This is a genomic window from Hyphococcus luteus, from assembly GCF_002943565.1.
Taxonomy (GTDB): Bacteria; Pseudomonadota; Alphaproteobacteria; order Caulobacterales; family Parvularculaceae; genus Hyphococcus; species Hyphococcus luteus.
Window position 1 is genome coordinate 88,204 of sequence record NZ_PJCH01000003.1, and the last position, 12,281, is coordinate 100,484.

12 protein-coding genes are annotated in these 12,281 nt (G+C 62.5%); 7 read left to right on the forward strand and 5 right to left on the reverse strand.

What is annotated here, in order from left to right; all coding sequences use genetic code 11:
- Window positions 1-7: 7 nt before the first annotated feature.
- The 6 genes from CW354_RS03025 (at window position 8) to rsmA (ending at window position 7,869) form a co-directional block, all read left to right on the forward strand.
- Complete coding sequence (locus tag CW354_RS03025) at window positions 8-1,132, forward strand: LptF/LptG family permease (RefSeq protein ID WP_104828576.1); 1,125 nt, start codon at window positions 8-10, stop codon at window positions 1,130-1,132.
- Window positions 1,132-2,226, forward strand: coding sequence for an LPS export ABC transporter permease LptG (lptG, locus tag CW354_RS03030; RefSeq protein WP_104828577.1), 1,095 nt, complete (start codon window positions 1,132-1,134; stop codon window positions 2,224-2,226). Before CW354_RS03025 ends, lptG begins: the two co-directional genes overlap by 1 nt.
- A 117-nt stretch (window positions 2,227-2,343) precedes the next feature.
- A complete protein-coding gene (locus tag CW354_RS03035; RefSeq protein WP_104828578.1) occupies window positions 2,344-4,617 on the forward strand; it encodes an LPS-assembly protein LptD in 2,274 nt (757 codons plus the stop codon).
- 114 nt (window positions 4,618-4,731) lie between these two features.
- The gene (locus CW354_RS03040; RefSeq protein WP_165793492.1) at window positions 4,732-6,009 is read left to right on the forward strand and encodes a peptidylprolyl isomerase; all 1,278 of its coding nucleotides are present in this window, start codon (window positions 4,732-4,734) and stop codon (window positions 6,007-6,009) included.
- 7 nt (window positions 6,010-6,016) lie between these two features.
- A complete protein-coding gene (gene pdxA, locus CW354_RS03045; RefSeq protein ID WP_104828580.1) occupies window positions 6,017-7,036 on the forward strand; it encodes a 4-hydroxythreonine-4-phosphate dehydrogenase PdxA in 1,020 nt (339 codons plus the stop codon).
- Window positions 7,033-7,869, forward strand: coding sequence for a 16S rRNA (adenine(1518)-N(6)/adenine(1519)-N(6))-dimethyltransferase RsmA (gene rsmA, locus CW354_RS03050; protein WP_104828581.1), 837 nt, complete (start codon window positions 7,033-7,035; stop codon window positions 7,867-7,869). Before pdxA ends, rsmA begins: the two co-directional genes overlap by 4 nt.
- Here rsmA and CW354_RS03055 read toward each other — a convergent pair.
- The 5 genes from CW354_RS03055 to CW354_RS03075 all read right to left on the reverse strand — a co-directional run bounded on the left by CW354_RS03055 (window position 7,866) and on the right by CW354_RS03075 (window position 11,543).
- Window positions 7,866-8,285 carry a PaaI family thioesterase gene (locus CW354_RS03055; protein WP_104828582.1) on the reverse strand — a complete coding sequence of 140 codons (420 nt, stop codon included), beginning with the start codon at window positions 8,283-8,285 and terminating at the stop codon, window positions 7,866-7,868. The genes rsmA and CW354_RS03055 overlap by 4 nt on opposite strands.
- A gap of 24 nt (window positions 8,286-8,309) precedes the next feature.
- Window positions 8,310-9,362 (reverse strand): aspartyl/asparaginyl beta-hydroxylase domain-containing protein, encoded by a 1,053-nt coding sequence (locus CW354_RS03060; RefSeq protein WP_104828583.1) that lies wholly within the window; start codon window positions 9,360-9,362, stop codon window positions 8,310-8,312.
- Between the two features lie 10 nt (window positions 9,363-9,372).
- Window positions 9,373-9,909: a cupin domain-containing protein gene (locus CW354_RS03065; RefSeq protein WP_104828584.1), complete on the reverse strand. Its 537-nt coding sequence runs from the start codon at window positions 9,907-9,909 to the stop codon at window positions 9,373-9,375.
- Window positions 9,910-9,914: 5 nt separating this feature from the next.
- On the reverse strand, window positions 9,915-10,403 hold the full coding sequence (locus CW354_RS03070) for a CC0125/CC1285 family lipoprotein (RefSeq protein ID WP_104828585.1): 489 nt from the start codon (window positions 10,401-10,403) through the stop codon (window positions 9,915-9,917).
- A gap of 102 nt (window positions 10,404-10,505) precedes the next feature.
- Window positions 10,506-11,543, reverse strand: coding sequence for an NADP-dependent oxidoreductase (locus CW354_RS03075; protein ID WP_104828586.1), 1,038 nt, complete (start codon window positions 11,541-11,543; stop codon window positions 10,506-10,508).
- 241 nt (window positions 11,544-11,784) lie between these two features.
- Here CW354_RS03075 and CW354_RS03080 point away from each other — a divergent pair, with 241 nt between their 5' ends.
- Window positions 11,785-12,150, forward strand: a complete 366-nt coding sequence (locus CW354_RS03080) for a YMGG-like glycine zipper-containing protein (protein ID WP_207764640.1) — start codon at window positions 11,785-11,787, stop codon at window positions 12,148-12,150.
- Window positions 12,151-12,281: the final 131 nt, after the last annotated feature.

A 12,281-nucleotide genomic window follows, 5' to 3' on the forward strand; every position in this document is an offset into this window, starting at 1 on the left:
CCATTCCGTGAAGAGCCTGGACAAATATATCCTGCGCCAATGCGTCGTCCCTCTGTCCCTCATACTCCTGGCCGTCACCACCATTGTCTGGATGACGCAGAGCCTGCAGCGCATCGAAATCATCGTGGAGCACGGGCAAGGCCTCGGCGTCTTTCTCTATCTGAGCCTTCTGATCATCCCCAGCCTCCTCGCCGTGATCATTCCGTTCGCACTGTTCGGCGCCGTCGTTTACACGCTCTACCGGCTGCATTCCGACAGTGAAATCGCCGTTATGTTCGCCGCCGGGGTGAGCCGCGCGCGCCTCGCCGCCCCCTTGCTGGCGATCACGGCGCTGGCGGCGCTGACGACGCTCTATGTGAATGTCGATTTAATGCCGCGCACCTACCGGGTGATGAAACAGAAGGTCGCCAATATCCGCGCCGACTTCGCAAGCTCGCTTCTGAGGAGCGGCGAATTCGTCGACGCCGGCGACGGCTTCACTGTTTATGTGGACGAGGTGCGCCCGGGCGGGCAGTTTGTCGGCCTGTTGATCAATGACTACCGCAACGCCGAAGACCGCACGACCTACATGGCGCAGCGCGCCATCATACAGGAGACCGATGCAGGCCCCCTCCTGCTTTTAAGCAATGGCAGCCGGCAAAGCATCGCGGATTATACAGGCGACGTAGAAATCATCCGTTTCGACGACTGGGCGATCAACCTGTCGACGCTGCAGGACGGCGCCGGCGAATTGCAGCTTGAAATGACCGAGCGCTATCTCGGCGAGCTTTTAAACCCCGATATGTCGGAGCCTTATGACCGCGCGAATGCAAAGAAGCTCGTCGCGGAAGGTCATTCGCGCCTCGCCTCGCCAATCTACGCTTTCGCCTATGTGCTGATCGGCCTCTATGCGCTGATCGGCGGCGCCTATACGCGGCGCAGCTATTTCATTCGCGTCGCCGTCGCCGGAACGTCCATCTTCGCGCTTCGCGTCATCGGCTATGTGGCGCAAGGCGCAGCCGGCGAGACCGGCGCTTACTGGATGGTCTACGCCCCGCCCATGGCCGCAACCGGCGCCGCGGCTTTTCTGCTTCTCGCCCCGCCGCCCTCCCGCCGCTTCCGGGGCCGGCGCGCCGCAGAAGGGGCCGTCTGATGCCCCCGGGAACGCTTTTTCAATATATCGCCTGGCGCACGCTGATCGCCGTGGGCAGCCTTTTCGCGATTCTTTCGGCCCTCGTGCTGCTGATCGATTTCATCGAAAATCTGCGCTTTGCGTCAAAAGTGCCGGACACCGGATTCGGGCTCGCCGTGAGCACCACCCTTTTGAGGGCACCGTCATTGACGCAGATGCTTATCCCGTTTGTCTTTCTCTTTGGCTCGATCTGGATGTTCTATCAGTTGAACAAGAGGTCGGAAATTTCGGTCATGCGCTCGGCCGGCCTTTCGGTCTGGCGCCTGCTCGCCCCGGCCGCGCTCATCGCCGCGCTTTCCGGCGTCGTCATCATCACGACCCTCGATCCGCTTTCCTCAAACCTCTATGCGCAGGCCGAAAGCCTGAAACAGCGCAAACAGGACAGCGAGCACAACCTGGTGCGGATTTTCGGCGACGGCATCTGGCTGCGCCAGCGCAACGCCGACGGTCAATTGATCATCAACGCATCGAACTATGACGACGAGCGCGCCGCGCTCGAAAAGGTGACGCTCTGGCGTTTCAATTCCGAGAGCGTGCTTTTAGAGCGCATCGACGCCGCCGAGGCTTTTCTGTCCGGCCGCACGCTGGAGCTGCATGACGCCAAACTGCGCTCGCCCGACAACGATCAAAGCACTTACACGCCGATCTACGCCGTGCGCACGTCGCTCAGCGCCGCAAATCTGCGCGAACGCGTGACGGCGCCGGAAACGCTGTCGATCTGGCAGCTGCCGCGGTTCATCCTTCTCGCCGAGGCGGCGGGCGTTCCCACCGTGCGATACAATATGCGCTTCCACGATCTTTGTTCGACGCCCCTGAAGCTGCTCGCCATGGTGCTGATCGCCGCCGCCTTCTCCATGCGGCCCGTGCGTTCCGGCGGCGCCATGCGGCTCGGGATCGTCTCGGTGTTCGCCGGTTTCGCCCTTTACATTCTGTCCGAGATATCCACCGCCATGGGCGAATCAGGGCTGGCGCCCGAAGCGCTGGCCGCCTGGATCCCGGCGGTCGTCGCCAGTCTCGCCGCCGTGACGGCGCTCCTGCATTTCGAAGACGGCTAGGCCCCCGCGCCGCCCTTTACGGGACCCGCCGCCTCGTCTGGACCTCGCTGACGGCCTCATATAACTCTAGCCCATTACCAACCGTCATGATTCGCGCCGCCGAAGGGCTCCTTTCCTGTGTCGACCTGTAACCGCCTTATAGCGCGCCTGCTGATGACCACGGTGCTGGCGGGGGCGGCCGGCGGCGTTGGCTTGGCGGCCTATGCGCAAGACCGCGCGCCGGCCGGGACGAGCGCCGAAGACGACGAGCCCGAGCAGGTCCTTTTCGAAGCGGATACGGTCACCCGCGAATATGAAGGCGGGCCCATCGTAGCCGAGGGCGACGTCAAGGCCTATTTCGGCGAACGTTACCTTCACGCCGACAAGCTCATCTACAATCCCGCCACCGATATCGTCATCGCCGAAGGCAATGTCTCGATTACAGACGCCAATATGGAAACGGCCTTCGCCGGACGGGTGGAGCTCTCCGGCGATTTGCGCGACGGCATCGCCGAGAATTTCAGCGCCCTGCTTGAAGACAATGCGCGCCTCGCCGCCGACAGCGCAATCCGCGAACGCGGCGCCAAGACGAAGCTGAGCCGCGCGGTCTACACCTCGTGCAATGTCTGCGACGACGACGGCGATCCGAAAACCCCGACCTGGCGCATCAAGTCGCTGCGGGTGACCCGGGACCGGGAGCGCAAGGTCGTGCGCTTCCATCACGCCTTCCTCGAAATAAAAGGCGTGCCCATACTCTATGCGCCTTACCTGCAGGTGCCCGACCCGTCCGTCGAACGCCAGTCCGGTTTTCTGCCGCCCGATATCGGCGCCTCAAGCCGTCTCGGTTTCAATATCGAGCTGCCTTATTACTTAGCGATCTCGAACCACCAGGACGCGACTTTCTTCCCGAAATTCACCGCCAAAGACGGCGTCCTGTGGCAGGGAGAATGGCGCCGGCGCGGGCGCGAGGGCTATCACGTCCTGTCCGGCGGCGTCATCAATTACGACAATCAAAACGAACAGGAAGATGACGTTCCCGGCGTGCGCTGGCACATGTTCGGGCGGGGGTATCGCGATTTCGGCGACAACTGGCGCGTCTCTTACGACTTCGAACGGGTTTCCGACAAAGATTATCTGCGTCAGTACGATGTGGAGCGCCGGGGCGATCTCAGACAGGAACTCGACCGCGGAAAAACCAACCAGCTTCGTTCAAATGCGCGCGTCGCGTGGACGCCGGGCAAGTCGCAGCTCATCATGGACGCTTACCTGTTCCAGGGCCTGCGCGCGCGCGACGATTCAGACACCATCCCCTATGTGCTGCCGCTGGTTGATTTCAAACACGAATTCGATCGGAAAGTCGCCGGCGGCAAGGCCGCGCTGAAAGCGAACATGGCTTCGCTTTACCGGACCGAAGGGCTCGATTCCAACCGTTTCACCCTCTCCGGCGAATGGGAGCGCGACATCATCACCAGGAGCGGCCATCGCTTCAACATTTTCGCCAAGGCGCGCGGCGATATTTTCGCCTATCGGGATCTCGATCTCGGCACGGAGATCTGCACCGATCCGAACAACGCCTGCGCCAACGACTTCCCCGGGTTTTCAACAGAAGAGACGAACGACGTTACGGCGCGCTTCGCCCCCACGGCGGGGCTGGAGTGGTCTTATCCGCTGACCCGGACAATCGGCGAAACGCGGCTGTTCATCGAGCCGCGCGTGCAGCTTGTCGCCAGCATGGAGAACCGCAACGCCGCCGACATCATCAACGAAGATTCCCAAAGCATCGAGTTCGACTATGCCGGCCTGTTCGATTTCAACAAGGCGACCGGCTATGACGCCTTCGAGGACGGTCAACGGGTGAATGCAGGCGTCACCGCTTCCGCCGTCTTTCCCAACGGCGTCTCGGTCGAAGGATCGATCGGGCAGCAATACCGCCTGCAGCAAACCAACGCCTTCGATTTCTCATCCGGGCTCGGCGAAAAGCAGTCGGATATTGTGGGATCGCTGAATGTCAGGCTCGGCTCCAACGCCGGCGTCGAAAACCGTTTCCGGATCGACAACGACACCGGCTCCCTTCAACGGGCGGAATCGATCGCCTTCTACAGAGACAAACGCTTCCGGGCGAATTTGAGCTATGTGCGCCTCAATGAAGAAAATATCGCCAACAACCTCGTGCGCCGCGAAGAGCTGACGGCGCGCGGCACGGTCAAGATCACCGATCACTGGTCCGTGGGCGGCGCCTGGCGGCTCGACCTCGAAAGCGACCGCACGATCCGGCAGGATTTCATCATCGGCTATGAAGATGAATGCTCCACTTTCGGCATCACCTATCGCCGGGACCGCACCCGCACCAGCAATTTAAGGCCGGATAACGCCGTCCTGCTCACCTTCACCTTGAAATCCCTGGTAGATTGAGCGCTTGCACGGCTGGCAATTCTGTCTATTTTCCCCATAGCGGGGCGTGGCGGCAAGAAACAGGAAAAACCTGAGCACATGCGATTTTCCATAATTAGTACAGTAGCTTGCAGCATGCTGGCCTGCTTTTCTCAGGCATTCGCGCAACAGGAAACCTCACCGGAAGGGCTGACCAGCGACCAAGTGATCGAGCGCTCCGGCGTGCCGTCGAGCGCGGTGGCCGCCGTGGTTAACGACGCCGTCGTCACCACCTTCGATCTGCGCCAGCGCATCAAGCTGATGCTGATTTCGTCGGGCGGACAAATTCCGCAGGATGCGCTGCCTCAGCTCCAGGCGCAGGCTCTGCGCGACTTGATCGAGGAGCGCCTGAAGCTGCAGGAAACCAAAGAATTCGACATGGAGATCAGCGACGCCGAAGTCATGGACGAATTGTCCGTCATGGCGGCGCAGTCCAATCTCACCGCGGACCAGTTGATCCAGACGCTGGAAGGCGCGGGCATCTCCGTCAACTCGCTGAAACAGCAAATCAAAGCCCAGATCGCCTGGCCGCAACTCGTTCAGGGCCGCTACCGCGACCGGGTGCGCGTCAATGAAGATGAAATCGACAATACGCTCGAACGCATGCGCGAAGACGCCAGCAAGGAACAGTTCCTCGTTTCGGAAATCTGCATCCCCGTCGACAACCCGTCGCAGGCCCAGCAATATTACCAGGGCGGCATGCAGCTCATCGAGCAGATGCGCCGCGGCGTTCCCTTCGCCGTCGTCGCGCAGCAATTCTCCGCCTGCACGACCGCGGCGGTGGGCGGCGATCTCGGCTGGGTGCGCGCCGGCGAGCTTGCTCCGGAACTCGACAGCGCCATTCGCGAACTGCCGGCCGGGTCCGTCACCAATCCCATCCCCTCCGAAGGCGCATTCATGATCCTCGCCGTGCGCGACAAGCGCCCGGCGGTCGTGAAGGGCGAACCGAGCTTCACCCTCGCCTATGCCTCCGCCGACGCATCTCTCGGCAACGCTCAGGCGCATGCGGCGCTCGAAAAAATCAGCACGGCGGAAATCTGTGCGGGACGGGCCCTGCGCATCGATCTCGGCCCGGGCGTCGGCTACAGCCTCCTCGAAAACGTGACGCTCGACCAGATCGACGAGCGCTTCCGCACCTTTGTCGAAGACCTCGACCGCGAAGAGCAGTCGATCGTCATAGAGGCGGACGGCGCCTATCACTCCGTCTATGTTTGCGACAAGGACGAAGGCCTTGGCCTTCCCTCCCGCGACGCCATTGAAAACCGCATTTACTCGCGCCAGCTCGGCCGGATCAGCCAGCAATATCTGCGCGATATCGAACGCGAATCCATGGTCGACGTCCGCATAGAAAACTTCCAGCAGCCGAACGGATAAGATCGCGATGACAGCGTCGCTTGCCCCCGCCCCGCTGGCCTTGAGCATGGGCGAGCCCGGCGGCGTCGGCCCGGAGATCGCCCGCGCCGCCTGGCGCGTCTTGCGCGACGAAGGGCCGGTGTTCTTTCTGACCGCCGATCCGGCCCTGTTCGCGGCGGGCGACATCGCGCAGATCGAAAACCCGGGCGACGTCGCAGCGACCTTTGCTTCGGCCTTGCCGGTGATGGCGCTCAACAGCAAAGTCGCCGCAAAGCCCGGCGACGCCTCGCCGGAAAATGCGCCGGCGGTGATCGAGAGCATTGAACGCGCCGTCGCTCTTTCGCTTTCCGGCGAAGCCTCGGGCGTCGTCACCAATCCGATCCAGAAATCCTCGCTGATGGCTGCGGGGTTCAAATTTCCGGGGCATACGGAGTTTCTGGCGGACCTCACGGCCGCCGCGCCGATGCCGGCCGGAAGAACGCGCGGCCCGGTGATGATGCTCGCCGGACCTCAATTGAAAACCGTTCCCGTCACCATCCACCAATCGGTGGTGTCGGCGGCGAATTTCCTGACCGCCGAGCTGATTGAAAAGGCTGCGCATGTTACGGCCGAAGCGTTGCATCATGATTTCGGGATCGAAAAGCCGCGCCTCGCGGTTTCGGGCTTGAACCCCCACGCCGGCGAAGGCGGCGCGCTCGGCAAGGAAGACGATGCGATCATCGCGCCCGCCGTCGAAGCGTTGAAAGCCGCCGGGATCGACGCGCGCGGGCCGCTGCCCGCCGACACTATGTTTCATGCCGAAGCGCGCGAAACGTATGACGCCGCGCTCTGCATGCTCCACGACCAGGCGCTGATCCCGGCGAAGACCCTCGCCTTTCATGAGGCGGTGAATGTGACCTTAGGGCTCCCCATCGTGCGAACCTCGCCCGATCACGGCACGGCGCTCGACATTGCGGGGAAAGGCAAGGCGCGCGCCGACAGCCTCATCGCCGCCATCCGGCTCGCCGCCGCTATGGTCGAAAGACGGACCGCGAGCCGCGCCCGATGACCCGCTTGCCGCCCCTGCGCGACGTGATCGAGCAATACGGGCTCGGCGCAAAAAAATCTCTCGGCCAGCATTTCCTGCTCGACCTCAATATGACGCGCAAGATCGCCCGCGCCGCCAGCGTCGGCGAAGGCGATACGGCGCTTGAAATCGGGCCGGGTCCCGGCGGCCTCACCCGCGCGCTGCTTGAAACCGGGGCCCATGTCATCGCCATCGAGCGCGATCATCGCTGCATCGAAGCGCTTGGCGACGTCGCCGCGGCTTTTGACAACCGTCTTGAGATCGTCGAAGCCGACGCTCTCGCCGCCGACGAGATGGCGCTTGCGGCCGCGCATGCGCCGGTAAAGATCGTCGCCAACCTGCCCTACAACATTTCGACCGAACTCCTGATCAAATGGCTGAAAGCAGGGCCCGCGCTCTGGTCGGTCATGGCGCTGATGTTTCAAAAGGAAGTCGCCGACCGCATTCTCGCCGCGCCGGGCTCGAAAACCTATGGACGTCTATCGGTGATGGCGCAGGCGGCGTCCCGCCCGTCGCGCGCCTTCAACCTGCCGGCGCGCGCTTTCACGCCGCCGCCGAAAGTCGAATCCACCGTTGTCTTGTTCGAACCGGCGCGCGCGCCTTTCGCGCATCTCCCAGCGCTTGAAAAAGTCACGCAAGCCGCCTTTTCCCAGCGGCGCAAGATGTTGCGCTCGAGTTTGAAAGCCGTCTTCGGCGACGGGCTCGCCGCGGCGCTGGAGCAGGCGGGCGTGAAAGAAACCCAGCGCGCCGAAGAATTGAGCGTCGAGCAGTTCAAGCTTTTGGCGGAAATCCTGGCGCAAAAAAACGCCGGCTAGCCGTCTTTCGCCGGTCTTATCATCTGGGTCTGGGTCACCACGGCGGCCAGCTTGCCGTCTTCACGGAAAATCTCGGTCTTCCAGACCTGCAGCGTGCGGCCGAGATGCACCGGCGTCGTCACCGCCTTCGCCGTCTGGCCTTGCGGTATGGCGCGCAGAAAATTCGTCTTGCTTTCAACGGTCGTCGTCATGGAGCCCGGGGCCATGTTCATGAAGGCGCCGATGCCGCCCATATTGTCCGCCATCGCCATCATCGCGCCGCCATGAAGCGTTGCGGGCATGGTGCAATGATCGGCCGTCACTTCAAGCTCGCCTTCGAGACGCTCTTTTGTGACCAGCGTCATCTTCACGCCCATCATTTTCGCGAAAGGGGTGTTGTTCTCGTTGAACGCGGCGGCGAGGTTTTCTTCGGTCATCTCTAATCCTCATCAGCGCTTCATCTAAGCGGCGCCGGCGATCTTCACCCGGTTTTTTATCCAATGCTGACGCGCAGCCCATGTATGTTCGATGGCGCGGCGTTCATCGGCGGAAAGATCGGGATGATAGCATTCGAAAATCAGCACCACGCGATCGGTCCGCGCATGATTCCACGCCTCATGGCGATAACTGTCATCGAACGCAATGATTTCGTTCTCGGTCCAGTGATAGTTCTTGTCCGCGACACGGATCGCGCAATCCTCCGGCACGATCAGCGGCAGATGAACCGTAAGCCGCGCATTTGTGAGCCCGAAATGGGGCGGTATATGCGCGCCCGGCTTCAACCGCGAGAAAAACGCTTCGACCGGCACGCCGTCGATGCGGACAAGACCGACCTTTTCAAGCGCCTCAAGCGTCTTTGGAAAAAGATCGGCGATGGCCGTGCGTTTCGTCTTGTCGAAAAGATGCAGCGCCGACCAGTCCAGCGTGCCGCGCAGTTTCGCCCATTGCGGCGAAGGCGTGCCCGCCGGCACATAAGGCGTTTGTTGAACTTTGCGCTCGAGCGCAGCGGCGTATTCCGCGGCGATGGCCGGCCCCGCCGCCTCCAGCCCCGCCGCCCAGTCAAAAGCGTCTTTCGGCGTCACCGGCGCCGCCGGCAGGTCGGGCATGTAAAAAATCGTCGGCGCCTGCGCGTCGGTCAGAAACTGGAACGGCTGATTGTGGGTTTGCGTCCAGACGGCGTTTTTAACCCGGGCGACATCGCCGTCGCATTCTTCTGCGGCTTTCGCATGCAGCGCCGTCAGATAATCGCGCAGCGCCCGATCGGCTTCCGTAGACAACGCGCGCACTCCTGGCGGCGCCTTTTGGTCCCGTCGCGCGCCGCGCACGACGGGACCCGCTTCATCGCCCAGCGACCAGACGGCCACGGCCTCTTCCTTGCGGCCCGATTTTAAAAGCGCCCCGCCGGTAAAAAGCGCCAGCATGCTGTTGCGCATATTTTGCCGATAAAGCGGCAGCAGCGCTTCAGCGGCGGCGGCGAAATCACCGCGACGAAAAAGCTCCATCGGATCGGTCATGGCGAACGGTCTAATCGGCGTGGATCAGAACGGCGACGAGGAGCGCGGTTTCCTCTCCGCGATTGACCCAGCCGTGATTTGTGGCGCGCTGAATGACGACGTCGCCCGGTTTCAGGGCCGTCGCCTCGCCGTCATCAAGCAACAAATCCACCTCGCCTTTCACAAGCACGATGACGTCAAGCGAAGCGGTCTTGTGCATCATCGGATGGCGCGCCGTATCGACCCGGCAATGGGCCGCGCCAACGGCGTTGAAGGCGAAAGCCGCCGCCGCATCGAGCTCTTCAGCCGATTTCGACGCGTCTTCCGGCGCGACGGAGAACCAGCGCACTTTCACCGAGCCCGGATCGGGTTCGAGTTTCAAGTCCGCCTCCGCCAGCCTGTCTGTCGCGTCGAGAAGCTTTCCCTCTTCCAGCCCCGCCGACCAGATTTCGGCGAGCCCCGCCTCTTCCACTGCGATCAGCTTCGCCGCGGCGCCGTCGATCAAGACACGCGAGCGGCCTTCCTTGCTGTTATCGGTGATGACGCGGCGCAGCGACTGCCAGTCCATGCCGCCTACTCCGCAACCGGCGCAATAGAGTCGACGACCTGGCGCGCATCGAAATAATCGCCGTCTTCGGGCGGCTCGCCCTCGCCCATCAGAACTTCAAGGCGCACGGTGAAATAATCGCGCCCGCCGACCGTGCCGAGATCGCCGCCGACCCCGACGCCGACGCCGGTCGAGCGCCCGTAGGATCCGCCGCCGACGCCCGCGCCGATGCCGACGCCGCCGCGCTGCTCGCCGGAAATGTCGCGGCCGATAACGCGGAACCAGTCATAGCCGTTCGCCAGCGCCAGTTCGGCGGCGCGCAGGCGCGCGTAATCTTCGACCTGTTCCGGCGGCATATCCCCGGAGCCGCCATAAGTGATGCGGTAGCGGTCCGTTTCGATCCGCGTTTCTTCATAGCCGAAGCCTTTGGTGTCCGCCGGACCGTAAGCCGCCGGACCGACGGCGGCGCAGGCCACGACGGAAAGCGCGGCGGCGAAAGCCAAAACATGTTTCATGGAACGAAGCCTCCGGTGTTTTTTCAAAAACTAGCACCGCCCGCGCCCGCGCGCAAAACCGCGCCTCATGCCGTGAACGCGCCTTAGCGGCGAACTTGCCTTTTAAAGCTTGTCCGGCCCGACGCGCACCACCGCCTTGCCGAAATTCTCGCCCTTGAAAAGGCCGATAAAGGCTTCCGGCGCCTTGGCGAGCCCGTCATAGACGGACTCGTTGAACTTGATCTTGCCCTGCGCGAGGAGCGGCGCGACCTCCATGGCGAATTCCATGGCCTTGTCCATGAATTCCGAGACGATAAAGCCGCGGATCATGACGCCGCGTCCGACGACATTGATGAGATTGGGCGGGCCGGGCTCCGGCTCCTGATTATTATAGCTGGCGATCATCCCGCACCAGGCCATGCGCCCGCCGAGCGCGATGCAGTTCAGGGCCGCTTCGAGATGCATGCCGCCGACATTTTCGAAATAGCAGTCGACGCCCTTGGGCGCGGCTTCGGCAAGCGCCTTGGTGAGCTCGCCGGCGTTTTTGTAATCCTTGTAATTGAGCGCGACGTCGACGCCCGCTTCCTTTTCAAGCCAGTCGCATTTGGCTTTCGATCCGGCCGAGCCGATAACCCGGCAGCCTTTGGCCTTGCCGAGCTGACAGACAACGGAGCCCACGGCGCCGGCCGCGCCCGAAACAAACAAGGTCTCGCCTTCTTTCGGTTTGAGAATTTGCGTCAGGCCCGACCAGGCGGTGAGGCCCGGCATGCCGAGAACGCCGAGATAGGCCGAGAGCGGCGCCATGTTGGGGTCGACCTTTTGCGTGCGCTCCCCCTTTGAGACGTAATATTGTTTCCAGCCGCCGAGAAAATCGACCACATAATCGCCGGGCGCATAGCCTTCGATGTTCGATTCGACGACTTCGGACACCGCGCCGCCCTCGAGCGGCTTGTCGAGCGTGAAAGGCGGGATATAGCTTTTGACATCGGGCCGCATGCGCCCGCGCATGTAAGGATCGACCGACATCCACACCGTGCGGCAAAGCATTTCGCCCGGCTCCGGCGCCGGAACCTCGATCTCTTTTTCGACGAAATCGCTTTCCCCGGGCATGCCGGCTGGAAACTGTTTCAGAAAAATCGCTTTTGACGCTTCGGCGCCCATGGCCGCCTCCTTTGATTCGCCGGGCGAAATTCGCCCGCCGGGTTTGTGAGGACCCTATGACATTCCGGCGGGCTCGCAAGAGCGTGATGCAGATAGGCCGATTTAGGCAGAGCCCGCCCTCTCTCCGCCTCATTCTCGCCTTGCCGAAGGTTAATCTTGGGCAAGACGAAGCGGCAGGGTCCGCATGTGGTTGAGTAGCAAAAAGAATTTCACGCATACCCCCATGCGAAGGAGAGGGATTATGAAGAATCTGATCATGGCTTCCGGCGCGCTGATGCTCGCCGTGACGGGCTGCCAGTCCACCGGCGAAGGCGCGCTGACGGGCGCGATGCTGGGCGCGGCTGGCGGCGCGGTCGCCGGCGAAGTGTTCGCCGGCCGCCCCGGCAAAGGCGCAGCCTATGGCGCGCTCGTCGGCGCGGCGCTGGGCGCCTATGAAGGCTGCTCGCGCGCCGGCACCTGCTGGGGCCGCGCCCGCGACAATGGCTATCGCCGCTATGACCGCTATTCCGGCCGTTACTATTACGAAGACCCGGAATATGGCGACACCTACTGGGAAGACGGCTCGTTCCGCAACTATGGCCCGAACCCGCCGCGCCGCCGCTACTAAATCACGACTTTAAGTTGCGTAAGCAAACGGCCTGCTCCTCACGGCGCGGGCCGTTTGCCGTTGCAGCATTGCCATTTGGCAAGGTCCGGAACGCCGCCACAACCTTGCGTGTTTCCGGCCTACACGCGCTC